Here is a 24353-nt window from a genome sequence, read left to right on the forward strand (position 1 = left end):
AAAATAAAAAGCTACCCCGTCGGCCGGCACGCTTACGCTCTCCAGCCCGTACGTCGACTGTGTCGACTCCGATACAGCTTGCCGCCCCCTGGATAGACACCGGGGTCCTGCGAATCCTGCTCGCGGGCGCGCTCGGGATGTTCCTCGGGCTCGAACGGGAGTGGTCCCACAAGTCCGCGGGCATACGGACGTTCGCGCTCGTCAGCCTCCTGGCCGCGGTCTTTACCGTCACCGGACAGGAGACGCTGCTCGTCCTCGGCGGGGTGCTGGTCATCGTCCAGGGGATACTGCTCGCCGTCCAGGGTCTCAGGACCGAAGAGCCGACGCTGTCGCTGACCACGTCCGTCTCCCTGCTCGTGGCCTACGGGGTCGGCGCCGTCGTCGCGGCGGGGTACATCCTGGAGGGCGTGACCGTCGCCGTCTTCTCCTCGCTGCTGCTCGTCCTGAAACGAGAGCTCCACAGCTTCGCCTGGGGGCTGAGCAAGCAGGAACTGCGGTCCGGGACGGAGTTTGCCATCCTCGCGTTCGTCGTCTACCCGCTGTTGCCGGCCGACCCGGTCCGACTGCCCGGGAACCTGCTCGGCGTCGCCCTGGAACTGCGCGTCGTCTGGCTCATGGTGGTGTTCGTCGCGGGCATCGGCTTCGTCAACTACGCCATCGTCCAGACCTACGGCGGGCGCGGCATCGCCGTCACCGGCTTCTTCGGCGGGCTGGCCTCCTCGACGGCGGTCGTCGGGACGATGGTCGACCACGTCCGCCAGCAGCCCGCCGCCTCGTCCTACGCCGTGGCCGCTATCCTGCTTGCCGACGCCGCGATGGCCCTGCGGAACCTGCTCATCACGGTCGTGTTCACGGTCGAGAGCGGCCTCCTCCTCTCGCCGCTGCTCCCGCTCGCGGCCGTCATCCTCGGGAGCGTCGCCGTCGCGGCCTACACCGCCGACTGGTCGGCGGAGGTCGAGATGGACCTCGTCAGCCCGTTCTCGCTGCGGAACGCCCTCGCCTTCGGCGGCGTCTTCCTGCTCGTGGTCGTCGTCGGCGGCGTCGCCAGCGCCCGCTTTGGCACCGCCGGTCTCTACGTCACGTCGGCCCTCTCCGGTCTCGTCTCCAGTGCCGGTGCGACCACCTCCGCCGTGTTGCTGTACCGCGGCGGCGCTATCGACGAGACGACGGCGATGGTCGCCATCCTGCTCGCAACCGCGGCCAGTATCGTCGTCAAAGCCGCCGTGACAGCGCCGGGGCCGAACCGGAGCTTCGCGGTCCGGGTCGCGCTCTGGAGTTCGGTGGTGCTTGGCGGGTCGACACTGCTCGCGGTCGGGTTACTCCTCTAGAACTGGTAGCGCCGGTCGTCGTTGTCCTGTGACTGCGGGAACTGGTTGCCGCCGGCCATCTCGTCGAAGGTCATCCCCGAGAGGTACTCGTCGTACGTGCAGTCGTAGCCCGACCGCAGGTGGAAATCCAGGGTCCCGCGCTCGACGGTCGACTGAAAGAGCATGTGGACGGCCCGCCGGACGAGTTCGTCCGTGTCCTCGGGGTCCAGCGCGACCGACAGCATCGCCAGCTCGTTGCGCGTCTCGCGGTCCAGCGAGACCGGGAGTTCGTCGCCTGTCTCCGCGTACCGCTCCTGCATCTCCGCTTGCAGTTCGTCGAGGGTCATACCAGCCCGGAGGGCCAGCCCGTAAAAACGCCTTGCGACTGGACGGTGCCGCGACCGAGACCACAGACGAGTTCGAACTACCTGTGAGCCCCGCTGGCGATATACGGAGCCCCGTCGGCGTACAGCCAGGAAGTCCCGCTAGACTCCCGCCTCGCTGCGCGCGCTCGCTTCACGCGCGTGCTTAGTTCGTCGAGGTTCGCCCGGCGCAGCCCCTTTCGTCCCCACCTACGGGTGGACGAGTCGGCTGCGAGCGCGCCTCTCTGGCTGCCGGTATCCCCTAGGCGGAGTCACAACCACCACACACAAAGCACCGAGGGCCGAAGGGCCGGCAATGAGCGAGCAGGCGGGAGCGGACGAGCACCTCCCGAGCGACGTACACGCGGTTCGGGACGCCCTCGTCGAGTGGTACGAGGCCGACCACCGGGACTACCCGTGGCGCCGGACCGACGACCCCTACGAGATTCTCGTCTCGGAGGTGATGAGCCAGCAGACCCAGCTCGACCGGGTCGTGGCGGCGTGGGAGGACTTCCTGGAACGGTGGCCCACCGTCGCGGACCTCGCGGCGGCCGACCGCGGCGACGTGGTGGGCTTCTGGACGGACCACTCGCTGGGGTACAACAACCGCGCGAAGTACCTCCACGAGGCCGCCCGGCAGGTCGTCCACGAGCGCGACGGCGAGTGGCCCCGCGACCCGGACGGCCTCTCGGAGCTGATGGGCGTGGGCCCGTACACCGCCAATGCCGTCGCCTCGTTCGCGTTCGACAACGGGAACGCCGTCGTGGACACCAACGTCAAACGCGTCCTGTATCGGGCGTTCGACGTGCCCGACGACGACGACGCCTTCGAGGCGACGGCGCGGGCGCTGCTGCCCGAGGGCCGCTCGCGCGTCTGGAACAACGCCGTCATGGAACTGGGCGGGGTGGCCTGCGAGAAGACGCCCGACTGCGACGGCGCGCAGTGTCCCTGGCGCGAGTGGTGTTCGGCCTACCAGTCGGGCGATTTCACCGCACCGGACGTGCCGACTCAGCCGGCCTTCGAGGGGAGCCGGCGGCAGTTCCGGGGGCGAGTCATCAGCGTCCTCAACGAGTACGACGAGTTGACGCTGGACGAACTCGGGCCACGAATCCGGGTCGATTACGCGCCGGAGGGCGAACACGGCCGCGAGTGGCTGCGCGGTCTGCTCTCGGACCTCGCGGACGACGAACTGGTCGCCGTCACCGAGGCGGACGGCAGAACCGTCGCCACACTCCGTCGCTGAGGACGACCGCCTGGCCGAACTGACGGCGGTGTTCCGCTGCTCGTAGCCGGCCCGTCGCCGTATGGGCGCTCAACTCGACTGTCCCAGCCCGAACCGGGCGGTGAGCGCCGTGGCCACTCGCTGTGCGGTGCGTCGGACTTTCCGATGTGCTCGCGACCGCTCCTCGAAGTCGATGTCCCGCTGTGTCAGCCACTCCCGCATCGTGGCCACACCTGTCTCCCGGTCGATGTCCAGTTGTTTCGCGTGCCTGACCGGGTGGCGCAGCCAGTTGTACTCCCAGTGGGCGAACACGTCGACGCAGGCGGGGGCGTGGGCGGTGAGAATCACGTGCAGCTGGCGGTCCGCGAGCGGGGCCGCTCGGTAGGTCCAGCTACCGTTTGGCTCGGCCCCGACCGGCGGGTGGTGGTACCAGCTTACGGGTCCCCACGAGAACCCGGCCGCGCGCAGCGCCGACGCGAGTTCGTCGACGGGCCGCTCTACGGTGCCGACGTAGCCGGCTCGGAGAAGCCGGTACTCCGGGCTTCCGACCCTGCGCGCGAGCCCGGTCAGCCACGGGTCGACCCACTGCCGGAGCCTGTAGGGAACGTCCGGGTCGAACGACGTGAGCGTCTCGCGCATACGTGCTCGTAGGCCCGCCGGGCTTACGAAAACCCGGCCTTGAGCGGCCGGGACCGCTACCCCTTTGGCCCGCCGCCGTCTCCATCGTACCATGTCACGTCCGCACGTGGTCGGCGTCGTCGGCAGCCTCCGCGAGGCGAGCTACACTCGCGTCGCCATCGAACACGCGCTGGAAGCGGCCCGCGAGACCGGCGGGACGACGGAACTGCTCGACCTCCGCGAGTACGACCTCCCCGTCTTCGACGCGGACGACCGCGACGCCGGCGACGCGCCCGATGTCACCCGCCGGATTCGCGAGGGCGACTCGATACTGCTCGGGACGCCCGTCTACCACGGCTCGTACTCCGCGCCGCTGAAGAACGCGCTCGACTACTGTGGCTTCGACGAGTTCGAGAACAAGACCGTGGGCCTGCTGGCCGTCGCCGGCGGCGGCTTCCCCATCACCGCGCTCGAACACCTCCGCTCGGTCTGTCGCGCGCTGAACTGCTGGGTCATCCCGCACCAGGCGGCCGTCCCGCGGGCACGGAACGCCGTCGCGGACGGTGCGATTACCGACGAAGGAATCGACGAGCGCGTCGCGCGGCTGGGCGAGGAGGCGGTGCAGTACGCGAACATCGAACCCGACCCGCCGTGTCTGGAGAGCACGGAGAACGTCGGAGCGGATGACTGACCGTGAGGACGCTATATCCGAACTCGTAAGCAGCCGCTCCGAAGGCACCGACGACCGACCGCGACTCGGAATTCTCTTACTGGCCGAGTCCTCACTGCAGCGTGTGACTCAGTGGGTCGAGACCACCGGGACGGGGCGCGACCGCGGGCCGGTCGCCATCGTGCAGGCCTGGGCCGAGGTGCTCCGACGACCGCGGCGGTTCTTCCGGACCGGCATCGCCCCGGGCGACCAGGCGCCGGGGCTCGTCTTCGCGTCGCTGGTCGTCCTCGTCGAGGAGCTGGGCCGCTTTCTCGTGGTCGAACTCGCCTCCCGTGGCCTCCTCTCGACCGGGCCGTTCCCCTACCCCGCCATCGGCGGGTTCTCGCCGGGTGTGGCCGTCCTCGCCCTCCTGGGCATCATCGTCTTCGTCGCGCCCATCACGGTCCACCTGACGGCGGCGATACAGACGCTCCTGCTGGTTCCCGCCGCGCCCGAGCGGGGCGGCATCAGCGAGACGGTCCAGGTGATGTGCTACGCGATGGCGCCCTGCGTCGTCGCGGGGCTCCCGTTCCCGGAACTGCGCGTGCTCGTCACGCTCTGGGGCGGGGCGCTGTACGTCGTCGGGACGGCCGTGGTCCACGACCTCAGTCTGCCGAAAGCCGCTCTCGTCGGCGCTATCCCCGCTGCAATCCTCTTTGGCTACGGCTTCCGCGGGTTCGCCGCGCTGACCGCGCTCGCGAGTGCGAGCGGATTTTAACCGCGGCCGAGTAGTCGGGGTATGCTCACACTGGACATCGACCAGTTCATGCTCGAACTCAAGGACGGCGCCGTAAAGAACGTCGGCCCCTCGAACAAGCAGGCGACTATCAAGCTCTACGACGTCGAGAGCGTCGACGCGCGTGAGTACGGTGACAAGCGCGTCAAACTCGCCTTCGAGGACGAACAGGGCAGCGAAATCGAGGTCGCCCTGTTCCCCGAACAGGCCACGGCCGTCAGAGAAGGGCTGGAACTGCTCGAATCGGAGAGCGAGGCGTTCGAATGAGCGGGCGGTAACCACTCCGTTTCTCTCGCGCGGAATTCGACAACAGTTTTAGGCCCCACCTGCTTGCATCGGGCAATGGGTTCGTGTATCATTTGCGGCACATCCGTCGACGGACACATCTGCGACCTCCACGAGGAGGACGCGTTGTTCGAGTTCCGAGGGAACCGACCCGACCAGCTCAACGTTGGTCGATACTACCGCGGCAACGTGGACGGCTTCGCCGAGTTCGGCGTCTTCGTCGACATCGGTGACAGCGTCACCGGCCTGCTCCACCGCAGCGAGCTGGACCGGCGACTCGATTCGCTTGACTGGGAGCCGGGCGACGAGGTGTACGTCCAGGTGAAGAACGTCCGCGACAACGGCAACGTGGACCTGGGCTGGTCCATCCGACAGGCCGAACGCGAGTTCCGCGGCGTGCTCGTGGACGACCCCGACGTGGGCCACTCCACGCTGCTCGAAGAGGACGACGAATCGGGAAACGCTGACGGGGACGGGGCGGCCGCTCAGTCCCCCGCGGCCGACACGACCGACGAGGAGTCGGACGGCGAAGCGGACGACGAGTCCGACCACGCCGACGGCGACTCGGACGGTTCGTCGGACGAGACGAGCGTCGGCATGGTCGGCGAGACCAGCGACGCCGACGACGTCACCGAGACGGCCGTCGTCGCCGCCAGCGGCTCAGAGACCGCCGACGACGGGATGGCCGGCGACGCTACTGAGGACGACGCCGACGCGGCGACTGCTGACGCCGGCACAGAGACGGCGTCCGCCGACGAGAGCGAGGACGCCCTCGAACCCGTCGCCATCGGCGGCCTGAGCGACCACGTCGGCGAGGACGTCCGACTGGAGGGCGAAGTCGTCGGTATCCGGCAGACGTCGGGCCCGACCGTCTTCGAACTGCAGGACGAGAGCGGGACCGTCGACTGCGCCGCGTTCGTCGAGGCCGGTGTCCGCGCCTACCCCGAAGTCGACGAGGGCGATTTCGTCCGACTCGACGGTGAAGTGCGCGAGCGCCGGGGCGAACTGCAGGTCGAGACCGAGGACCTCGCCGTGCTGGACGACGAGGAACGCGACGCGGTCGAGCAGCGACTCGCCGACGCGCTGGACGACGAGGCCCGTCCCGACACCGTCGCGCCGCTGGCCGACGACGACACGGTCGAGGCCCTCTCGGACGACTTGGTCGAGGCCGCCACCGAGATACGCAAGGCCGTCCTCACCGAGCGTCCGGTCATCGTCCGCCACACGAACACCGCGGACGGTTACCTGGCCGGCGCCGCGCTCGAACGCGCGACGCTCCCGCTGGTCACCGACCAGCATCGCCGCGCCGACGCGCAGTACCACTACTTCGACCGCCGACCGCTGGAGGGCGGCGTCTACGACATGGACGACGCCACGAAGGACACCTCGACGATGCTCGACAACCGGGCGCGCCACGACGAGGCGCTCCCGCTGTTCGTCTTCGTCGCCGCGGGCGGCACCCGCGAGAGCCTGGACGGCTTCGACCTGCTGAACGTCTACGGCGCGCCCACCGTGGTCGTCGACGACATCGAGGTCGACGGCGCCGTCACCGACGCGGTCGACGCCGTCGTCTCGCCGAGCCTGGCCGACGCCCCCGACACCACCGCGACGGCGCTCGCCGCGAACCTCGCCGCACATGTCAACCACGACGTCCGCGAGGACCTCCGGCACCTCCCCGCGGTCAGCTTCTGGGAGGACGCCCCCGAGGCCTACACCGACCTCGCCGCCGAGGCCGGCTACGACGCCGAGGCGGTCGCGCAGCTCCGCGAGGCCGTCGCGCTCGAAGCGCACTACCAGTCCTACGAGGACAAGCGAGAGCTCATCACCGACCTCGTCTTCGGCGACGACGAGAGCGACGTCGGCGGGCTGGCCGGCAACGTCGCCGAGCAGTTCCGCGAGAAGGTCGACGAGGAGGTCGGCACCGCCGAGGCCAACCTCGACTACCGAACCGTCGAGGGCGCCGACATCGCCGTGCTGGACACGGACGCCTACTCCCACCAGTACGAGTTCCCGCCGGAGACGCTCCTGCTCGACGAACTCTACCGCGCGGTCCGTGACGAAGTCGACGGCGTGGTCGGTATCGCCACCGACACGCTCTACGTCCGCACCGACGCCGACGTGGACCTGCACGCGCTGGTCGCCGACGTCGACGCCGACGTGCCGGAGGGCGGCGTCACGACCCGCAGCGTCCGAGACGGCTCGGTCCGCTACCTGGCCGGTGAGCGCGACGCGGTGCTCGACGCCGCGCTGGCTCGACTCGCCGCGGACCTGTAACGACACAGGACTTTTCACCCCGGTCGCTGTCGCTTCGGTATGAGCGACGGGCCCGTCAACGAAGCCGACCTGGAGTGGACCGAACACGACCACGGCGACCGCCAGTTCAAGCGGAAGCAGTTGGCCGACGCGGCTGGCGGGGAGAAACTGGGGACGAGTCTCTACGAGGTCCCGGCCGGCAAGCGCCTGTGGGTCCGCCACTACCACGAGGGCAACGAGGAGTCGATATATGTCCTTGATGGCGATGGGACCCTCTTTCTGGGGCCCGACGAGACCGACCACTCGCTCGAAGCCGGTGACTACGTCGCCCTGCCGCCCGGCGAGGAGAGTGCCCACGACATCGAAGCCGGTGAGGACGGCCTCCGCCTCTTGATGAGCGGGACCATGGAGGAGCCCGACATCACCGTCTACCCGGACCGCGACATGGTGGGGCTCTACGCCGGGGCCGCGCCCGGCGGCGACGGGGACGAGCGGACGCTGTCGACGTATCTGGACCTGCACGCGGAGTTGGAGTACTGGGAGGGGTGAGCGGTCGGCACGTGTAATCACGTTTAACCGTCCGAGCCTCTGTATCCGAGCCAATGGCAACCACCGGGATTCCAGTGGCGCTGCTGGCGGACTTACTCGCCGTGTTCATCATCGCCGCGACCGTCGGTATCTTCGTCGCGAAGGTCGGCGATTTCCCCTACACCATCGCGCTGCTCATCGCCGGGTTCGCGGCCTCGGTCGTCGGGCTCACTATCGATATCGAGCTCTCACACGACCTCATCCTGCTCGTACTCTTGCCGCCGCTGCTGTTCGAGGGCGCGGCGACGACGGACCTGGAGCGCCTGCGCCGGAACCTGCTGCCGATACTCCTGCTGGCGGTCGTCGGGCTGTTGACCGCCGTCGCGCTGCTTGGCGTCGCCGGGTCGTATCTGTTCCCCGGCTTCGACCTCCTCGTGGCCCTGCTGTTCGCGGCGATGATACTGCCGACGGACCCGGTGTCCGTCCTGGCCCTGTTCGAGGACCTCGGCGCGCCGGACCGACTGGCGACGCTCGTCGAGGGCGAGAGCCTGGTCAACGACGGCGTGGGCGTCGTCGTGTTCTCGGCGCTGCTGGGCTACGTCGGCGGGACCGGCGGCGCGGCGGACCTCTTTACCGTCGCCGGCGTCGGGACGTTGCTCGTCGACATCGTCGTCGTCTCCGGCGGCGGCTTGCTCGTCGGACTCGGCGGCGGCGTGCTGGCCTACTCGGTGATGGCGTCGCTGGACGACCACATGACCGAGATAATCCTGACCATCATCCTCGCGTACGGCGTGTTCCTGCTGGCAGAACACTACGCGGCCGACCTGCTTGGCTTCCATCTCTCGGGGGTCATCGCCACCGTCGTCGCCGGGCTGTTCATCGGTAACCGCGGCGCCGAGTACGCGATGAGCCCGCAGACGAAGATAGCCATCTTCAACACCTGGGACACGGCGGCGTTCATCGTCAACACGTTCATCTTCCTGATGATAGGCGTGACGACGCCGCTGGACGACCTCGTCGCGAACGCGGGGCTCATCGCCGTCGCCATCCCGCTCGTCCTGGCCGCCCGTGCAGCGGTCGTCTACCCGCTCTCTGCGGTCGCCAATCGCGTCCGAGAGCCCGCCGTCCCGCTGGACTACCAGCACGTCATGGTCTGGGGCGGCCTCCACGCGTCCATCCCTATCGCGCTCGTGCTCGGGCTGCCGCCGTCGACGCCGCTCCGGGCGGAGCTTCGGGCGATGGTCTTTGGCGTCGCGGCGTTCTCGCTGGTCGTCCAGGGGCTGACGATGTCGAGCCTGCTGGATAGGCTGGGTATCGTCACCAGGAGCGACGCGGAGGAGCTGTTCGAACTTCTCGTCGGCCGTGCGCGGGCGGTCGACGCGGCCCTCGAAGCGACCGAGGACCTCCACGAGAGCGGCGACATCCCCCAGGACGTCTACGACGATTTCACCGCCGAGTACGAGCGCGAGAAAGCCCAGCTCAACGAGGCCATCGCGACGCTGATGGGCGAGACGCCGGAGCTCAGACGCGAACTGATACTGACCGGCGAGCGGCGCATCCTCCAGCGGGAGAAAAGCGCCCTGCTCGACGCCCAGCGCAGCGGCGTCGTCTCGGGCGACATCGGCGAGGACCTCATCGAGGAGCTGAACATCAAGCTCGACCGGGTCCGCGACGGCGAGCGAACCGTCTCGACGACCGAGGAGGGGTTCGAGGAGTTCTGGCGGCGCCGTGCGGAGGAGTACGGCCTCGACGTAGAGACGGGCGTGACCGAGGGATTCGGGGCGGGGAGCCCCGCGACGGACGGGGACGACGACTAGTTCTGCGCCGTGTCGGAGCCGACCGCACCGGTCGCTTTCCGCAGGCTGTAGTAGGCCCACGCCGCCGAGTAACAGAACACGCAGCCCCGGAACTGCGGGCGGCTGGGTTCCGTCGCGGACGAGTCTGTCATACGCCCGCTAGTCCGTCGGGGGTACTGAAACTGACGGCGGAACGGCCTGTCGGCTGGACCCCACGGTCGCTTCTCGGCGTCCCAGTCGCGACAGGCGTAGCGACCATCGGAACCGGACCGTTTCCACTACGGTGCGTGATAGCGACCGGTTGCTTTCCGGCAGTTCCGCCCTGCTACCCGACATCGGTAAGATGTGTGGGTCATCACCTTGCCCTTGCAGGCCCAGTTTTCACCCGGTAGACGCTCGCACAGCCAGGCGTGGTTACACGACGCGAAATCATCACGGCGACTGGTTCACTCGGCGCGACGCTGGCACTGGCTGGCTGTTCGAACAACGGCAACGATGGCGGCACCGAAACCGGGGCGACGACGGAAACCGGTACCGGCGCCAGCGTGGAACAGCGCTTCGACCCCATCAACCTCCAGGGGTCGGAGGCGGAATCCCTCGGGGCGGGGGTCAATCTCATAAGTCACTCGGCCTACGAGACGGCAGAGAACGTCGGCGTGACCGGGGTCATCGAGAACACGGCCGAACAGGCCTACTCGCAGGTGACGGTCACGGTGGCGTTACAGGACGGCGACGAGCAGGTCGGCGAGTTCGTCGACCGGAGCGAGACGGACCTGGACCGGCTCGAACCGGGGCTGCAGTGGCGGTTCTGGACCACCTTCGACGACGAACAGCTGACCGATTCGATGAACTACGTCATCGACGTGGCGGTCGAGACGACCGGTGAGGGGACGGCGACGGCCGGCAGCGAGACGGGCGCCGTCGGCGGACCCTCGACTGCGACGGCGTCGGAACCTGGGACCGCAACCGGCACGGTGAACTAACCGGTCGCGGGTTTATCGCACCCGAGCGACACGCTTATTCGGCCGTGCCGACCAGTTCCGGTAAGCGATGAGCACGGAGACGGAGGACCCCGAGGAGACCGAGGCCTTCCAGCAGGTGTGTGCGGAGCTTGTCGACCGCATCCTCGCCGGCGATGTCGAACGCGACGACGTCGAGAGCGCCAAGATAGACGTCTGCCGGGAGTACTCGGCCCCGAAGGTCCCACAGAACTCCGAACTGCTCGACTACGCCCCACAGGAACACCGCGAGGTACTGGAGGAGGTGCTCCAGCGAAAGCCCGTCCGCACTGCGTCGGGCGTCTCGCCTATCGCCATCATGACCTCCCCGCACCGGTGTCCCCACGGGAAGTGTCTCTACTGTCCGGGCGGCCCCGACTCGGAGTTCTCTTCGGCCCAGTCCTACACCGGCCACGAACCGGCCGCCGCCCGCGGCGAGCAGAACGACTACGACCCCTACGGTCAGGTGACGCTGCGGCTGAACCAGCTCCGGGAAATCGGCCACCCCGTCGACAAGGCCGAACTCATCGTCATGGGCGGGACGATGACCGCCCGGAGCCACGACTACCAGGAGTGGTTCGTCAAGCGCGCCATCGAAGCGATGAACGATTTCGACCCCGAGGCCGACCCCAATCCGAAGGAGGGAGTCAGCTTCGCAGAGAGCCCCGACGAGTACGAGTTCAGCTATCTCGAAGACGTCATCGCGGAGAACGAGACCGCAGCCGTGCGCAACGTCGCGACGACCTTCGAGACCAAACCCGACTGGTGTGACCCCGAGCAGATAGACCGGATGCTCAGACTGGGCGGGACGAAAGTCGAGGTCGGCGTCCAGACGACGTTCGAGCGCATCAACCGCGAGATGCACCGCGGTCACGGCGTCCAGGCCTCCATCGACGCCAACCGACGGCTGCGCGATTCCGCGTTCAAGGTCGGCTTCCACATGATGCCGGGCCAGCCGGGGATGTCGAAGGAGATGTGTCTGGAGGACTTCCGGCGCCTCTTCTCGGAGGAACGGTGGAAGCCAGACTACCTCAAGATATACCCGACGCTCGTGGTTCCGGGCACCGTCACCTACGACTGGTGGAAGAAGAACGACTTCGACCCGCTTGACAACCAGGCGGCCGCCGAACTCGTCGCCGAGATAAAGGACATGATACCCCGCTACACGCGCCTCCAGCGCGTCCAGCGAGACATCCCGGCGGACTTCATCGAGGGCGGCGTCTGGAAGTCGAACCTCCGCCAACTGGCCTGGAAGGAGATGGAGAAACACGGCTGGACCTGTGACTGCATCCGCTGTCGCGAGGCCGGTCACAGCGACGAGGTCGCCGAGAACGTCGACCTGGACGTCATGACCTACGAGGCCTGTGGCGGCACTGAGAAGTTCATCTCGTTCGAGGACTTCGAGTCGGACGTGCTCGTTGGTTTCTGTCGGCTGCGGTTCCCCGACGACCCGGTTCGGCGAGAGCTACAGGACGCCGCGCTGGTGCGTGAACTCCACGTCTACGGCAACTCGGTCGGGCTGGGCCAGTCCGCGGGCGACGACGACCACCAGCACCGCGGCTACGGACAGCGCCTGCTCGCGAAGGCGGAGGAACTCGCCCGCGACGCCGGCTTCTCGAAGATAGCCGTCATCTCCGGTATCGGCGTCCGGGAGTACTACCGGGAGAAACTCGGGTACAAGCAGGACGGGCCGTACGTCTCGAAGCGCCTCCGCTGATTTCGATGGGAAATCTCGTCAGGGAGACACGGATAGCCGCGCCGCGAGAGCGCGTCTTCGACCTCGCCCGTCACGTCGAGGCCCACGTCGCGACGATGCGACGCTGATGCGGGATGACGTTCGGTTTACCGTGCCGCTCGGGCCGCTGGGGCGACTCGGCGAACCCGTCGCCCGGCATCGCCTCCGGTGGCTCGTCGACTACCACGCCGACGCGCTGAAAGAACTGGCCGAAGGCGAGGGGTGGCAGCGGTTTCTCGACGGCTGACAGGGTGTGTGACTCACCGGCAGGATACGGTGGGGTTTTGCTCGCCGGCGCCCTCTTGCACGTATGGTCCGGGAACTCCGTCCGGGGGTGTGGCTGCTCGAACTCGGGCTCGTCCCGCCGCTGGCGTCGAACGCCTACCTCGTCGACGAGCGCCGCCTCGGGGGCGACGGCGACGCGCTCACGCTCGTCGATACGGGGCTGTGGTGGAACGAACCCGGCATCCGCGACGAACTCGGCGCCGTCGGCTACGGCCCGGCGGACCTCGAGCGCGTGCTGGTCACCCACTACGACCTGGACCACGTCGGCGGGCTGAACCGACTGGTCCCGGAGTTCGACGGCCCGGTCGCCGTCGGGCGGGACGACCTCGACCTGCTGGAGCGACGGACACATCCAGAACTACTCCACCACAAGGGCCTGTTCCACCGGGCAAGCAGGCGGCTGTTCCCGCTGCCTGACCTCGCGCTCGAACCGCTGGCCGACGGCGACACGGTGGGTGGCTTCACCGCCTACCACACGCCGGGCCACAACCCGGGCCACGTGGTGTACCACCACGACGGCGCGTCGGCGGCGTTTCTGGGCGACCTCGTGTGGGCGGGCGACGACGGCGGCCTGACCACGCCGTTCTGGGGCGACTCCTACGACATGACCCAGTTGCGCGAGAGCGTCGCCGCGCTCGCGGACCGGATTCCGGCGTTCGACGTGGCGGCGATGGGTCACGGCGACCCGCTGGAACAGGGGGGCCACGACGCGTTGCGAGCGCTGGCCGAGCGGGTGTGACACCGCCCTGGTGCCCGTGGATTGTACTGGTTATTTACTCGCGCCGTCCCACTGTCCTGACATGACTTCGAAGCTGGCAGTCGTCGGCGCAGGTGGGGCCGGCGCCGCCGCGGCGTACGCGCTCCGGGACACGGCGGTCGACGTCACGGTCTTCGAGAAGAGCCGGGGCGTCTGTGGCCGCGCCGCGACCCGGCGAAAGGGCGACTGCACCTACGAGTACGGCGCGAACTACCTCAAAGACGACGACGAGCGGGTGGCGACGCTGGTCACGGAGGCGCTACCGACCGACGGGCTGGTCGACGTCGCGGAGCCCATCTACGCGTTCGAGCGCGACGGCGACATCGGCGAGGGCAAGGACAGCGACGAGCGCAAGTGGACCTACGAGGCTGGCATCACACAGCTCGCAAAGCGGCTGTTCGCCGCGAGCGACGCGACGGTCCACAACGGCGTCCGCGTCGAGACGCTGAGTCGGGAGGGCGACCGCTGGCGGATACACGACGACGGGAACACGGACCGCGGGCGCTTCGACGCCGTGCTCCTCACCCCGCCGGCGCCACAGACCGCCGACCTGCTGGGCGAGGCGGCCTGGGACCACGACGACTGTCGCGACCTGCGCCAGGCCATCGCGTCGGTCCCGTACCGGACCGTCGTCTCCGGGATGCTGCACTACCCCTTCGAACTCGACGTACCGTGGTACGCCGCCGTCAACACCGACAAGGCCCACGATATCGGCTGGCTGGCCCGCGAGGAGTGCAAGCCGGGCCACGTCCCCGACGGCGAGTCGCTCCTCCTGGTCCAGATGAACGAGGGCTGGTCGGTCGCGAACTACGACGCCCACCCGGACCGGTTGGTGACGGAAATCGCCGAGCGGACCGCCCACCTCGTCGGCGACGACCGGCTGACCCAGCCGGACTGGACCGACCACCAGCACTGGCGCTACGCCCAGCCCGAAGACACCGTCGACCGCGACGCGCTGGCCCCGGCGGCCGATCACGACCTCTACTTCGCCGGCGACTGGGTGGCGGCGCAACCCCGACTGCACGCCGCGGTCCGCAACGGGCTGGAGACCGGCGAGCGAATCGTCGACGACAGCTAGTCCGCGGCGATGTCAGCGACGGCCTCCTGGACCGAGTCGACGACCGCGTCGAAGTCGGTCTCGCCCTCCGCTTCCACCCACCGATAGGTAATCCTCCCGTCGGCGTCTATGACGAAGATGCTCCGTTTCGCCGCCTCGAACTCGCCGTACATGTCCGGCAGGACGACGCCGAAGTCGTGGATGAGTTCGTGGTCCCAGTCCGAGAGCATCGGGAAGTTCAGGTCCTCGCGGAGTATCCAGACGTTCTGGGCCGTCGGGAGGTCGACGCTGACGCCGTACACCTGCGCGTCCAGTTCGTCGAAGCGGTGCATCGAGTCCCGGAACGTACACATCTCGGCCGTACAGCCGCTGGTAAAGGCGGCCGGGAAGAAGGCCAGCACGACAGGGCCGTCGGCAAGCGCCGCCGAGAGCGTGAACGAGCCGATGTCGTTGTACACCTCGCCGCCCGCCTTCGGAAGCGTGAAATCGGGGACGTCGTCGCCTACGTCGAGCATACGCCAACGTCGGGTGCTGATTTCCTAAGTGTTCCCCCCGGTGGGGCCGCCACGATGCCCTGGCTCACCGCTCGTCCGGCCCGACGAGTAAGTCCCCCTCGTGGGCCGCCACCGCACCGACGACGGCGTCGGCGTCCGCGTCGGGCACGTCGAAGGCGTCGAGCGCCCCGTACAGGAGCGCGACGGCCCGCTGGATATGTGCTGGGGTAAAGGGGACGTGTGCGTGGGCCTCGCGAACGGGCGGCCCGTCGTATCGTTCCGGCCCCCCAGCGGCCTCACAGAGGAAGTCCGTCTGGGTCCGCCTGAGTTCGGCCATGTCCGCGTTCGCGAACAGCGGCCCGAGGTCCGGGTCCGCGAGCAGGGCGTCGTAGAACTCGTCGACGACGGCGCCGATGCCGTCGCGGCCCCCGAGCCGGTCGTACAGCGTCTCGTCTGGCATGCGAGCGGTAGGGCCTCGAGCGACCTAACGCTTGCTCGCTCCCGATAGGCATTAGGCCGGGCGCCGACAGCCACCGATATGGACCACAAGCGGGAGCTGACGAGCGTCGACCTCGCCGCCCTGGAGACCGAGCTCGGCGAGTACACCGGCGCCAAGCTCGACAAGGCCTATCTCTACGCCGACGACGACCTCGTGCGGCTCAAGATGCGGGACTTCGACCGGGGCCGCGTCGAGTTCATCATCGAACTCGGCGACGTGAAAGGCGCCTACGTCGCCTCGGCGGACCACGTCCCTGACGCCCCCGGCCGCCCGCCAGACTTCGCGATGATGCTTCGCAACCGGCTGTCGGGGGCCGACCTCGTCCGCGTCGAGCAGTTCGAGTTCGACCGCATCCTCGAACTGGAGTTCGACCGGGAGGACGGGAAGACCACGGTCGTCGCGGAGCTGTTCGGCGACGGCAACCTCGCGGTGCTGGACGGTCACGGCGAGGTCGTCGACTGCCTGGAGACCGTGCGGCTGAAATCCAGGACCGTGGCGCCGGGGACACCCTACGAGTTCCCGTCGGCGCGGTTCAACCCCCTGACGGTCGACTACGACGGCTTCGTCGCCCGCATCCGCGACTCGGACGCCGACCTCGTCCGGACGCTGGCGACCCAGCTCAACTTCGGCGGGCTCTACGGCGAGGAGCTGTGTACGCGGGCCGGTATCGACTACCACGAGGCCGTCGAGGACCTCACCGACGACCAACTCGAACGGCTGTACGAAGTGGTCTCGGAGTTCGCGACGGTGTTGCGCGAGGGGCCGCTTGACCCGCGCGTCTACTACGCGGACGTCGACGGGGAGACCGACGAGGACGGCGAGCCCGAGCGCCGACGCGTCGACGCGACGCCGGTGGCCCTGGAGGAGTACGAACACCGCTACAGCCAGCGCTTCGAGACGTTCAACGCCGCGCTCGACGACTACTTCTACAACTTCCAGCGCGAGGAGGAGGTCGAGGGCGGCGGGACGACGCGGCCGGACTTCGAGAGCGAGATTCAGAAGTACGAACACATCATCCGCCAGCAACAGGAGGCCATCGACGACTTCGAGGCCGACGCCCAGGCCGAACGCGAGAAGGCCGAACTACTCTATGCCCGCTACGACCTGGTCGACGACGTGCTCTCGACGGTTCAGAGCGCCCGCGCCGAGGACGTCCCGTGGGACGACATCGAAGCGAAGTTCCGGGAGGGCGCGGAGCGCGGTATCCCGGCCGCCGAGGCCGTCGTCGGCGTCGACGGTAGCGAGGGGACCGTCACGCTCGATATCGACGGGACGCGAGTCACGGTCGACGCGGACACGGGCGTCGAGAAGAACGCCGACGCGCTCTACAAGGAGGCAAAGCGCATCGAGGGCAAGAAGGAAGGCGCCCAGGCGGCCATCGAGGACACCCGCGAGGACCTGGAGGCCGTAAAGGAGCGCCGCGACCAGTGGTCGGCCGACGACGGGGACGCCGGCAGCGGCGACCGCGAGGACGAGGCCGACGAAGAGCCGACCGACTGGCTCGCCGAGCCGTCGATTCCAATCCGGAAGAACGAGCAGTGGTACGAGCAGTTCCGCTGGTTCCGGACCTCCGATGGCTATCTGGTCCTCGGCGGCCGGGACGCCGACGACAACGAGCAACTGGTCCAGAAGTATCTCGAACGGGGTGACAAGTTCTTCCACGCGCAGGCTCACGGCGGCCCCGTGACGGTGCTCAAGGCCACCGGCCCGAGCGAGGCCGCAAAGGAGGTCGACTTCCCCCAGTCCTCGCTCGACCAGGCCGCGCAGTTCGCCGTCTCGTATAGCTCGGTCTGGAAGGACGGGAAGTTCGCCGGCGACGTGTACATGGTCGACCCCGACCAGGTGTCGAAGACGCCCGAGAGCGGCGAGTACCTGGAGAAGGGGGGCTTCGCGGTCCGGGGCGACCGGACCTACTTCGAGGACACGCCGGTGGGCGTCGCCGTCGGCATCACCTGCGAGGACCGCACGCAGGTCGTCGGCGGGCCGCCGGCGGCCATCGAGGGCGACGTGGCGACGAGCGTCGAGGTCGAACCCGGCCAGTTCGCCCAGAACGACATCGCAAAGCGGCTCTACCGGGTGTTCAAGGAGCGGTTCACCGACGAGACGTTCGTCCGAAAAGTCGCCAGCCCGGACCTGATTCAGGAGTTCCTGCCGCCGGGCGGGAGCCGGATGGTCGACGAATAATCTGCTGAAAAACGGCCGCCGTGCGTAACAAACCTCTCACCGGAAGCCAGGCTATTACGCGTATGGGAAGCTCAGTGGACGCGCCGCCGTCGAGAGACCCCGATACCACCGACGACGACGCTCAGTCGAAGATAGATTATCTCGACGGGAGAAAATCCAAGCTGAAATTAGGTGAGTTGCTGTCTGGTCGACTCAGTGACGCTGCCATCGACTCCGTCGCGGCAGTTCGAGACGGACGAGAGCCCTGATGAAAGTCTTCGTCGACACGAACGTGTTTATAGCTAGTCTCACAGACGAGCCGGACCGAGGGACTATCGCAACCCAATTTCTCGACCAGGATTTCGATTCTGCACGTCGATTTTAAATCTTATGGAAATCAGTTCGGTGATGATGAAAAAGAAGCGCATCGAACAGGGAGAAGTGGAAGCTGTGCTCGACGACATCGCCGACCGAGTCGATATCTTTGCGCTGGATACGAGAGACCAGATTGATGCCTACAAACAACAGCGCGAAACGATTCTGTACACGCTAGACTGTGTACTGATGGCACTCGCTGACGACATCGGCGCGGAGCTAGTCACGTTCGATACAGAACTACTCGAACACGGCTGTGTTAGTCCGGCAGAGTTACTCTAATTCGGTGGCTAAGGAGTGGTACGGCCAGAAATAACACGGCTCACGCAGAGCTATATACTTGTTGGTCGTAGTATAGGTAGGTACAAGACGGAGAGCCGCGCGAGCAGTGCGACTCCCCGCCGGGTATCGGGAGTCACCATGTTTCAAGAAGCCCTAAACTACCCACGGAACAGCGACAGTGCGGTGAAAAACGTAGCCATCGGGGGCGTGCTGCTCTTCCTGAGCTTCCTCTTCGTCCCGACGTTTTTCGTCCTGGGATACGTCGTCAGGTCGCTCCGGTACGTCCTCGACGGTATCGAGGAGCCCCGGAGTTCGACGAGTGGGGCGACTTGTTCATGGACGGACTGAAAACCTTCGCCATCGGGTTCGTCTACTCGCTGGTGCCGACGGTGCTCGTCCTCATGACGCTCTTTGCGACCGGCGTCTCGCTGGGGCTGAGCGGTCCCGGTGAGGGGAACCTCGCGTTCGGTCTCGTGGCGGTCCTCGCCGTCCTCGCGACCGTCGTGGTCTCGCTACTGTTGGCGTACGTCCTGCCCGCCGCCATCGTGGCCTGGGTGCGCACCGACAGCCTCGGCGCGGCGTTCTCGCCGGCCGAACTGCGCGTGCTCGCGTTCAGCAAGACCTACGCCACCGGCTGGGTCGTCGCCATCGGTATCAGCCTGCTCGGCGGTATCGTCATCGGCGTGTTGAACGCCGTCCTCATCGGCGCGCTGCTGGCCCCGTTCGTCACGTTCTACGCGAACGTCGCGGGCGCCCACGCCATCGGCTCGGCCGTCCGGGAGATGCCCGCCGTGGAGGAGGGCCCCGACGCGCCCGCCAGCCAGCCCGCGGCCTGAGACGGTCGGTCGCTATCCTGTTAACGAACTTTTATTTCATCCCTCGTTGAACGTTCACCGAGGACAGTCACCCCGGGAGCGCGGCGGGCGGGTCACACCGCGTCACGGGGCCATCGACGACGGAGGTTCCAATGCTCGAAGACGCACTACAGTACCCCTGGACTGGCGAACAGAAGGTCGAAACGCTTGCCATCGGCGGCATCCTGAGTCTGCTCGGCGTGTTTTTCGTTCCGATGCTGTTCGTCTATGGCTATCTCGTGCGCGTCATCAGACAGGTCAGTAGCGGCGACACCGACACACCGCCGGCGTTCGACGACTGGGAGGAACTCCTCGTCGACGGGCTGGTCGTGTTCGGCATCTCGCTCGTCTACTTCCTGGTCCCGTCGGTGATACTCGTGTCGGGGCTGCTGGTCTGGCTCGTCCCGGTCGGGGTGGGTATCGGTGTCGGCGGTAACGGCGGCGGTGCGCTCGCCGCCTTCGGCGTTCTCGCCTCGATGGCGTTTACGATACTCGGTCTCCTCACCCTGCTGGCGGCGTCGTATCTGGTTCCGGCGGCAGTCGCCGCCTACGCCCGCACCGGGCAGTTCGCGTCGGCGTTCTCCCCGGCGACACTCCAGACAGTCGGCACCGACGAGAGCTACGCCGTCGCCTGGCTGCTCGCGGTCGTCATCGGCTTTCTCGCGCAGGTCGTCGGCGGCGCGCTGACGCTCACGTTCGTCGGCGCGGTGCTGGTCCCGTTCGTCACGTTCTACGGGAACGTGGCGAGCGCCTACGCCATCGGTGCGGGGGTGGCGGACACGCCGCTCGTGACGGACACGCGCGATTCGGAGTCCGCAACCGGCCAGCCCGCGGTCTGATACCGGCGGCGACGCCATCTTCCGCCGGCCGTCGGTCCGAATAGCAGGGCACTTGAGGCCCGGCGGCGCAGTTCCGGTATGCAGATACAGAGCCGGCAGGCCACCGGCGAGGGTCGCGAGCGCGTCGAACTGGTCCCCGAGACGCTCGACGACCTCTGGCACCTCTCGTACGTCGTCGAGCCGGGCGACCACGTCTCCGGTGACACCACCCGTCGCATCCAGCGCAACGACGACACCCTCCGTGACAAGGGCGGCGAGCGCGAGCCGATGTGGCTCGAAATCGAGGTGACCGACGTCGAGTTCGCGAAGTTCGCCAACCGACTGCGCGTCGGCGGCGAGATAGTCGACTGCTCGCGGGAGGACCAACTGGGCTTTCACCACACCCTGAACGTCGAGGAACACACAGAGCTCACCATCGAGAAACGGTGGAAACCGGACCAGAACGACCGCCTCGAAGCGGCGGTCGATGCCACCGAGAACCCCGACGTGGCAATCGCGACGGTCGAAGAGGGCGAGGCCCACGTCCACACCGTCGCTCAGTACGGCACCGAGGAGCGCGCGACCATCACTTCGACGACCGGCAAGGGCGACTACGCCCGGCCGCGTGACGAACTGTTCTCGGAGCTTGCCGACGTGCTGAAACGGCAGGACGTCGACGCCTACATCCTCGCCGGTCCCGGCTTCACCAAGCAAGACGCCCTGGACTACTTCCAGGACGCGATTCCGGAGATTGCCGAGCAGATAACCGTCGTCGACACCTCGGCCGTCGGCGACCGCGGCGTCCACGAGGTGCTGAAACGCGGCGCCGTCGAGGACGTCCAGCAACAGACTCGCATCGCCGAGGAGGCCGACCACATCGACGAACTGATGGCCCGCATCGGCGAGGGGAGCGAGGTGGCCTACGGGCCCGCGGAGGTCGCGAAGGCGGCCGACTTCGGCGCCATCGAGACGCTGCTCGTGTTAGACGAACGGCTCCGGAAGGAGCGCGCCGGCGAGGGCGACTGGGACGTCGACGCCGACCGCATCATCGAGACGACCGAGCAGAAAGGCGGCGACGTGACGGTCTTCTCGGCGGAGTTCGCCCCCGGCCAGCAACTGGCGAACCTCGGCGGTATCGCGGCGCTGCTCCGATACCGGCTCGAATGAGCCAGCTCAAGACGGCGCTGTCGGGACGGGTCGGTCTGGAGTATCGAATTTGGTAATCGCCGGGACTCTTTTTTATGCTGTTACCCAGTAACGACACACGAATCGGGGGGTAACGAAACAATGTCATTCGAAGAACAGCAGGACTTCGCGCGGCAGGTCGCGGACCTCAACAAGTACGGTCAGGCGCTGAACCGGTGTGAGACCGTCGAGGAGGTCGTCTCGCTGACCCTGGAAGCGATGTCGCTGCTGTTCCAGTTCTCCTACTCGACGTTCATCGAAGTGCGCGACGGGGAACTCGAGGTGGTCCACAGTACGAACCCGCGACTGACACAGGGGGGCAAACCGGGACCGGTTGCCAGGCGGGCGCTGGAGACGGGGGAGACGGTCGTCACGACCGGGACCGAGGCCGGACTGGACGCCGACTCGGACGTGACCGCGACGCTCGCGGTTCCGGCGCAGGTCGGCGGCGAAGTGACCGCGATTCTGGTGACCCGGTCGACCTCGTTCGACACGTTCGGCGACGAGTACAGCCGCCCGCTGGAGATTCTGGCCTCCCACGCGGCGACGGCCATCAGTAACATCCGGTCGCGCGAGCGCCTCGAACGGGCGCGCCAGGACCTGGAGACGCGCAAGGAGATGATAGAGATGTACGACCGTCTGCTGCGCCACGACCTGGGGAACGACCTCCAGATAATCGCGGGGTTTGCCGACGCCGTCGCGAGCGAGGTCGAGGGCCAGACCGCAGAGTACGTCGGGAAGATACAGCGGGCCGCCGAGAGCTCGGCCGACCTCATCGAGCGGGTCGGCAACCTGGTGAGCACGCTGGAGGAGCAAGACGAACCCGAGCCCCGTGAGCTTCGCCCCATCCTCGACGAGACGGTCACCGAAGTCGAGGCGAACTTCCCGGAGCTGACCGTCGATTTCGACCCGGCGACCGCGGAGTACCGCGTCTACAGCGGCGACCTGCTCGACTCCGTGTTCACGAATCTCATCTCGAACGCCGCCGTCCACAACGATGGCGCGGTCCACGTGGACATCTCGGTCCGGGAGACCGGCGACGACGCCGTCGTCGTCGTGTTCGCGGACGACGGCACGGGCGTCCCGCCGGAAGTGCGCTCGGAGATATTCGAGATGGGTGCGAAAGGGCCCGATAGTTCGGGGACCGGGTTCGGGTTGGGTTTCGTTCGCGCGCTCACGGAGTCCTACGGCGGCGGCGTCACGGTGGGCGAGAGCGAGGCGGGCGGCGCCGAGTTCCGCGTGACGCTTCCGCGGGCCTGAGACGAGCAGAATCTTCTGGTTCTCAGGCCTCGTCGACGGTCAGCGAAAGGCCGTCCTCTGCGAATCGCACGTCGCCGTCGTACTGCTCGGCCAGCGAGGACAGCATCTCCTCGTGGCGGCCCTCGGTGTGGGGGTACAGGTGGGTCAGGTAGACACGGCCCAGGTCGGCGTCGGCCGCCGCCAGGGCGCGGCCGAGGCTGGTCGGGGTCGGGTGGTTCGAGACGTCCACGTCGTCGGGAAAGGAGCAGTCGTGGACGAAGACGGCCGCGCCGTCGGCGAACTCGGCGAGTTCCCGAAATGCCTCGGAGTCGCCGCTGAGCGCGACCGTCGGGCCGCCCGCCGACGGCGTGAGCCGATAGGCGAAACACTGCATGGAGTGTCTCGTCTCCAGGCACTCGCCGTCGAAGCCAGCGACGGCAAAGGTCGGCGTCTCGACGTCGACCAGCGTCAGGTCGAGGCGGCCCTGCATGTACTCGTGGACCGAGAGCAAGTCCTCGACGAGCGCGGCGGTGCCCGGCGGTCCGGCAATCGTCAGTTCGGTCTCGCCGGCCAGCCAGCGGGCCTTCAGCAACACGTCGAGGTCGGAGACGTGGTCGAGGTGGTGGTGGGTCAGCAGGACGGCGTCGACGCCCTCGTAGCCGGTGTCGGTCCGTGCGAGCGCGTCGAGGACGCCGCTCCCGCAGTCGACCAGTAGGGCGCTCTCGTCGCTTTCGAGCAGGGTTCCGGACTGGGCGCGTCTCCCGGTCGGCATCGCGCTCCCGGTCCCGAGGAAAGTGAGTCGCATAGCCGGGCTTTGCGGACGGAGGGGCAAATGGGTTGGTGCGCCAGCGGGGACGTCGGCTGGAGAACCGACGGGACGGCCGTCGCTGGAGGGGGGCAAGACACGTGGGCAGACGTGTCGGGCGACGGCCTGACTATGGCTACTTCCGGGGAGATAAAAAGTCCATCCGAGGCTCAAAAACGCGTTTTAGCTACTGGCCGGTGTAGGCCCACGTCACCCCGACGACGGCCAGAACGAGCAGCCCGCCGAGGAAGAACGCGACGCCCGGTTCGAGGTCGACGCCGCCGCCGCTCGCGACGGCCGTGGCGGTCTCGGTCGCTTCCCGGGCCATCTCGACGGGGGTCGACGGCTCCGTCGCCGGTGCCTCGGTCGGTTGCTCGGTGACCTCCATGATGCCGATACCACCGCCGCCGTCGGTCGGCGTCGGGGTCGCCTCTGGCGTCGGTGTTGCCTCCGGCGTGGCGGCTGTCCCGTTGGTGGCCCCACCGCCACCGCCGGCGCCGTCCCCGGCGCTCTCGGGCGACCCGAGTAGCCCCGGAACCGTCCCGAAGACGGCCTGTACCATGACACTCGCCGCGGTGAGCAGCCCGATAGCGGGGACGAGTCGCTCGACGAACGAGCGCAGCGTCCGCTTCCGGTCGGGCGTGCCCACGAACACCACGAGCGGGTCCTCGGGCGGCTCGTACACCGTCATCTCCTGGCCTTTCTCGGAGTACTGGGTGCCGGCGACGGCGATGAGCTCCTCGCTCTCCAGTTTCTCCAGGTGGTAGGAGACTTTCTGTATGGACATATCGAGACGGTCGGCGAGTTCGGAGGGCGTTCCGGGTTCCTCGTACACCGCGTTGAGGATGTCACGGGCCGTCTCCGAGGAGAGCGCGTCGAGGACGGCGGCGACGTCCTCGTCGACGCCGACGACCTGCAACTCGCCGTCCTGTGACGTGCTCGTTTCGGGGCCGCGGGAGGGCAGGAGGGACATATTCCACCCACTGACGGC

28 protein-coding genes are annotated in these 24353 nt (G+C 67.7%); 21 read left to right on the forward strand and 7 right to left on the reverse strand.

Annotation, left to right across the window (positions count from 1 at the left end; translation table 11 throughout):
• Positions 1-59: 59 nt before the first annotated feature.
• Positions 60-1328: an MgtC/SapB family protein gene (locus NDI86_RS13715; protein ID WP_310901004.1), complete on the forward strand. Its 1269-nt coding sequence runs from the start codon at positions 60-62 to the stop codon at positions 1326-1328.
• Here the strand turns inward: NDI86_RS13715 and NDI86_RS13720 are convergent.
• A complete protein-coding gene (locus tag NDI86_RS13720; protein ID WP_310901005.1) occupies positions 1325-1654 on the reverse strand; it encodes a ribbon-helix-helix protein in 330 nt (109 codons plus the stop codon). The two genes, NDI86_RS13715 and NDI86_RS13720, sit on opposite strands and share 4 nt — an antisense overlap.
• A gap of 331 nt (positions 1655-1985) precedes the next feature.
• Between NDI86_RS13720 and NDI86_RS13725 the strand changes: the two genes are divergently transcribed.
• Complete coding sequence (locus NDI86_RS13725) at positions 1986-2912, forward strand: HhH-GPD family protein (protein WP_310901006.1); 927 nt, start codon at positions 1986-1988, stop codon at positions 2910-2912.
• Positions 2913-2981: 69 nt separating this feature from the next.
• Here NDI86_RS13725 and NDI86_RS13730 read toward each other — a convergent pair whose 3' ends face one another.
• The gene (locus NDI86_RS13730; protein ID WP_310901007.1) at positions 2982-3530 is read right to left on the reverse strand and encodes a hypothetical protein; all 549 of its coding nucleotides are present in this window, start codon (positions 3528-3530) and stop codon (positions 2982-2984) included.
• 91 nt (positions 3531-3621) lie between these two features.
• Between NDI86_RS13730 and NDI86_RS13735 the strand changes: the two genes are divergently transcribed.
• The 6 genes from NDI86_RS13735 (at position 3622) to NDI86_RS13760 (ending at position 9837) form a co-directional block, all read left to right on the forward strand.
• Positions 3622-4200: an NADPH-dependent FMN reductase gene (locus NDI86_RS13735; RefSeq protein ID WP_310901008.1), complete on the forward strand. Its 579-nt coding sequence runs from the start codon at positions 3622-3624 to the stop codon at positions 4198-4200.
• 103 nt (positions 4201-4303) lie between these two features.
• A complete protein-coding gene (locus NDI86_RS13740) occupies positions 4304-4936 on the forward strand; it encodes a YIP1 family protein (protein WP_310901009.1) in 633 nt (210 codons plus the stop codon).
• Positions 4937-4957: 21 nt separating this feature from the next.
• Positions 4958-5221 (forward strand): hypothetical protein, encoded by a 264-nt coding sequence (locus tag NDI86_RS13745; RefSeq protein ID WP_310901010.1) that lies wholly within the window; start codon positions 4958-4960, stop codon positions 5219-5221.
• Between the two features lie 75 nt (positions 5222-5296).
• Positions 5297-7513, forward strand: a complete 2217-nt coding sequence (locus NDI86_RS13750) for a DHH family phosphoesterase (protein ID WP_310901011.1) — start codon at positions 5297-5299, stop codon at positions 7511-7513.
• 39 nt (positions 7514-7552) lie between these two features.
• Positions 7553-8041 carry a cupin domain-containing protein gene (locus tag NDI86_RS13755; RefSeq protein WP_310901012.1) on the forward strand — a complete coding sequence of 163 codons (489 nt, stop codon included), beginning with the start codon at positions 7553-7555 and terminating at the stop codon, positions 8039-8041.
• Positions 8042-8094: 53 nt separating this feature from the next.
• Positions 8095-9837, forward strand: a complete 1743-nt coding sequence (locus tag NDI86_RS13760; protein WP_310901013.1) for a cation:proton antiporter — start codon at positions 8095-8097, stop codon at positions 9835-9837.
• Here NDI86_RS13760 and NDI86_RS13765 read toward each other — a convergent pair.
• Positions 9834-9968, reverse strand: coding sequence for a hypothetical protein (locus tag NDI86_RS13765; RefSeq protein ID WP_310901014.1), 135 nt, complete (start codon positions 9966-9968; stop codon positions 9834-9836). The two genes, NDI86_RS13760 and NDI86_RS13765, sit on opposite strands and share 4 nt — an antisense overlap.
• 258 nt (positions 9969-10226) lie before the next feature.
• Here NDI86_RS13765 and NDI86_RS13770 point away from each other — a divergent pair, with 258 nt between their 5' ends.
• The 5 genes from NDI86_RS13770 to NDI86_RS13790 all read left to right on the forward strand — a co-directional run bounded on the left by NDI86_RS13770 (position 10227) and on the right by NDI86_RS13790 (position 14669).
• Complete coding sequence (locus NDI86_RS13770) at positions 10227-10799, forward strand: FxLYD domain-containing protein (protein ID WP_310901015.1); 573 nt, start codon at positions 10227-10229, stop codon at positions 10797-10799.
• 67 nt (positions 10800-10866) lie between these two features.
• A complete protein-coding gene (locus NDI86_RS13775) occupies positions 10867-12531 on the forward strand; it encodes a tRNA uridine(34) 5-carboxymethylaminomethyl modification radical SAM/GNAT enzyme Elp3 (RefSeq protein WP_310901016.1) in 1665 nt (554 codons plus the stop codon).
• Between the two features lie 106 nt (positions 12532-12637).
• Positions 12638-12796: a hypothetical protein gene (locus NDI86_RS13780; protein WP_310901017.1), complete on the forward strand. Its 159-nt coding sequence runs from the start codon at positions 12638-12640 to the stop codon at positions 12794-12796.
• A 63-nt stretch (positions 12797-12859) separates the two neighbouring features.
• Entirely contained in the window at positions 12860-13573 is a 714-nt protein-coding gene (locus tag NDI86_RS13785) for an MBL fold metallo-hydrolase (protein WP_310901018.1), read from the forward strand.
• 61 nt (positions 13574-13634) lie between these two features.
• Positions 13635-14669, forward strand: coding sequence for an NAD(P)/FAD-dependent oxidoreductase (locus NDI86_RS13790; protein ID WP_310901019.1), 1035 nt, complete (start codon positions 13635-13637; stop codon positions 14667-14669).
• Here the strand turns inward: NDI86_RS13790 and NDI86_RS13795 are convergent.
• Both NDI86_RS13795 and NDI86_RS13800 read right to left on the reverse strand, forming a co-directional pair.
• Positions 14666-15163, reverse strand: coding sequence for a redoxin domain-containing protein (locus NDI86_RS13795; RefSeq protein ID WP_310901020.1), 498 nt, complete (start codon positions 15161-15163; stop codon positions 14666-14668). The genes NDI86_RS13790 and NDI86_RS13795 overlap by 4 nt on opposite strands.
• A gap of 64 nt (positions 15164-15227) precedes the next feature.
• Entirely contained in the window at positions 15228-15602 is a 375-nt protein-coding gene (locus NDI86_RS13800) for a truncated hemoglobin (RefSeq protein WP_310901021.1), read from the reverse strand.
• A gap of 78 nt (positions 15603-15680) precedes the next feature.
• Between NDI86_RS13800 and rqcH the strand changes: the two genes are divergently transcribed.
• The 8 genes from rqcH (at position 15681) to NDI86_RS13840 (ending at position 22578) form a co-directional block, all read left to right on the forward strand.
• Entirely contained in the window at positions 15681-17825 is a 2145-nt protein-coding gene (gene rqcH / locus NDI86_RS13805; protein WP_310901022.1) for a ribosome rescue protein RqcH, read from the forward strand.
• 62 nt (positions 17826-17887) lie between these two features.
• The gene (locus tag NDI86_RS13810; protein ID WP_310901023.1) at positions 17888-18073 is read left to right on the forward strand and encodes a hypothetical protein; all 186 of its coding nucleotides are present in this window, start codon (positions 17888-17890) and stop codon (positions 18071-18073) included.
• 121 nt (positions 18074-18194) lie between these two features.
• Positions 18195-18461, forward strand: a complete 267-nt coding sequence (locus tag NDI86_RS13815) for a PIN domain-containing protein (protein WP_417936273.1) — start codon at positions 18195-18197, stop codon at positions 18459-18461.
• A gap of 183 nt (positions 18462-18644) precedes the next feature.
• A complete protein-coding gene (locus NDI86_RS13820; protein WP_310901024.1) occupies positions 18645-18809 on the forward strand; it encodes a hypothetical protein in 165 nt (54 codons plus the stop codon).
• Complete coding sequence (locus tag NDI86_RS13825) at positions 18797-19297, forward strand: DUF4013 domain-containing protein (RefSeq protein WP_310901025.1); 501 nt, start codon at positions 18797-18799, stop codon at positions 19295-19297. The genes NDI86_RS13820 and NDI86_RS13825 overlap by 13 nt, the downstream gene beginning before the upstream one ends.
• A gap of 131 nt (positions 19298-19428) precedes the next feature.
• Positions 19429-20154 (forward strand): DUF4013 domain-containing protein, encoded by a 726-nt coding sequence (locus NDI86_RS13830; RefSeq protein ID WP_310901026.1) that lies wholly within the window; start codon positions 19429-19431, stop codon positions 20152-20154.
• 78 nt (positions 20155-20232) lie between these two features.
• On the forward strand, positions 20233-21300 hold the full coding sequence (locus NDI86_RS13835; protein WP_310901027.1) for an mRNA surveillance protein pelota: 1068 nt from the start codon (positions 20233-20235) through the stop codon (positions 21298-21300).
• Positions 21301-21420: 120 nt separating this feature from the next.
• Positions 21421-22578, forward strand: coding sequence for a sensor histidine kinase (locus NDI86_RS13840; protein ID WP_310901028.1), 1158 nt, complete (start codon positions 21421-21423; stop codon positions 22576-22578).
• Between the two features lie 22 nt (positions 22579-22600).
• Here NDI86_RS13840 and NDI86_RS13845 read toward each other — a convergent pair whose 3' ends face one another.
• Both NDI86_RS13845 and NDI86_RS13850 read right to left on the reverse strand, forming a co-directional pair.
• The gene (locus NDI86_RS13845) at positions 22601-23362 is read right to left on the reverse strand and encodes an MBL fold metallo-hydrolase (protein ID WP_310901029.1); all 762 of its coding nucleotides are present in this window, start codon (positions 23360-23362) and stop codon (positions 22601-22603) included.
• 187 nt (positions 23363-23549) lie between these two features.
• Positions 23550-24335 carry an ArsR/SmtB family transcription factor gene (locus NDI86_RS13850; protein WP_310901030.1) on the reverse strand — a complete coding sequence of 262 codons (786 nt, stop codon included), beginning with the start codon at positions 24333-24335 and terminating at the stop codon, positions 23550-23552.
• Positions 24336-24353 lie beyond the last annotated feature (18 nt).

This window comes from Haloarcula onubensis, assembly GCF_031624605.1.
In the GTDB taxonomy this organism is placed as follows: Archaea; Halobacteriota; Halobacteria; order Halobacteriales; family Haloarculaceae; genus Haloarcula; species Haloarcula onubensis.

Excerpts from the sequence above, each read along its gene's own strand:
- NDI86_RS13785 (WP_310901018.1), top strand. The coding sequence starts at position 12,860 with ATGGTCCGGGAACTCCGTCCGGGGGTGTGGCTGCTCGAACTCGGGCTC.
- NDI86_RS13730 (WP_310901007.1), bottom strand. The coding sequence starts at position 3,530 with ATGCGCGAGACGCTCACGTCGTTCGACCCGGACGTTCCCTACAGGCTC.
- NDI86_RS13810 (WP_310901023.1), top strand. The coding sequence starts at position 17,888 with ATGGGAAGCTCAGTGGACGCGCCGCCGTCGAGAGACCCCGATACCACC.
- NDI86_RS13835 (WP_310901027.1), top strand. The coding sequence starts at position 20,233 with ATGCAGATACAGAGCCGGCAGGCCACCGGCGAGGGTCGCGAGCGCGTC.
- NDI86_RS13815 (WP_417936273.1), top strand. The coding sequence starts at position 18,195 with ATGGAAATCAGTTCGGTGATGATGAAAAAGAAGCGCATCGAACAGGGA.
- NDI86_RS13745 (WP_310901010.1), top strand. The coding sequence starts at position 4,958 with ATGCTCACACTGGACATCGACCAGTTCATGCTCGAACTCAAGGACGGC.
- NDI86_RS13760 (WP_310901013.1), top strand. The coding sequence starts at position 8,095 with ATGGCAACCACCGGGATTCCAGTGGCGCTGCTGGCGGACTTACTCGCC.
- NDI86_RS13780 (WP_310901017.1), top strand. The coding sequence starts at position 12,638 with ATGCGGGATGACGTTCGGTTTACCGTGCCGCTCGGGCCGCTGGGGCGA.
- NDI86_RS13750 (WP_310901011.1), top strand. The coding sequence starts at position 5,297 with ATGGGTTCGTGTATCATTTGCGGCACATCCGTCGACGGACACATCTGC.
- NDI86_RS13775 (WP_310901016.1), top strand. The coding sequence starts at position 10,867 with ATGAGCACGGAGACGGAGGACCCCGAGGAGACCGAGGCCTTCCAGCAG.
- NDI86_RS13850 (WP_310901030.1), bottom strand. The coding sequence starts at position 24,335 with ATGTCCCTCCTGCCCTCCCGCGGCCCCGAAACGAGCACGTCACAGGAC.
- NDI86_RS13725 (WP_310901006.1), top strand. The coding sequence starts at position 1,986 with ATGAGCGAGCAGGCGGGAGCGGACGAGCACCTCCCGAGCGACGTACAC.
- NDI86_RS13720 (WP_310901005.1), bottom strand. The coding sequence starts at position 1,654 with ATGACCCTCGACGAACTGCAAGCGGAGATGCAGGAGCGGTACGCGGAG.
- NDI86_RS13830 (WP_310901026.1), top strand. The coding sequence starts at position 19,429 with ATGCTCGAAGACGCACTACAGTACCCCTGGACTGGCGAACAGAAGGTC.
- NDI86_RS13800 (WP_310901021.1), bottom strand. The coding sequence starts at position 15,602 with ATGCCAGACGAGACGCTGTACGACCGGCTCGGGGGCCGCGACGGCATC.
- NDI86_RS13765 (WP_310901014.1), bottom strand. The coding sequence starts at position 9,968 with ATGACAGACTCGTCCGCGACGGAACCCAGCCGCCCGCAGTTCCGGGGC.
- NDI86_RS13825 (WP_310901025.1), top strand. The coding sequence starts at position 18,797 with ATGGACGGACTGAAAACCTTCGCCATCGGGTTCGTCTACTCGCTGGTG.
- NDI86_RS13795 (WP_310901020.1), bottom strand. The coding sequence starts at position 15,163 with ATGCTCGACGTAGGCGACGACGTCCCCGATTTCACGCTTCCGAAGGCG.
- rqcH (WP_310901022.1), top strand. The coding sequence starts at position 15,681 with ATGGACCACAAGCGGGAGCTGACGAGCGTCGACCTCGCCGCCCTGGAG.
- NDI86_RS13755 (WP_310901012.1), top strand. The coding sequence starts at position 7,553 with ATGAGCGACGGGCCCGTCAACGAAGCCGACCTGGAGTGGACCGAACAC.
- NDI86_RS13735 (WP_310901008.1), top strand. The coding sequence starts at position 3,622 with ATGTCACGTCCGCACGTGGTCGGCGTCGTCGGCAGCCTCCGCGAGGCG.
- NDI86_RS13840 (WP_310901028.1), top strand. The coding sequence starts at position 21,421 with ATGTCATTCGAAGAACAGCAGGACTTCGCGCGGCAGGTCGCGGACCTC.
- NDI86_RS13845 (WP_310901029.1), bottom strand. The coding sequence starts at position 23,362 with ATGCGACTCACTTTCCTCGGGACCGGGAGCGCGATGCCGACCGGGAGA.
- NDI86_RS13790 (WP_310901019.1), top strand. The coding sequence starts at position 13,635 with ATGACTTCGAAGCTGGCAGTCGTCGGCGCAGGTGGGGCCGGCGCCGCC.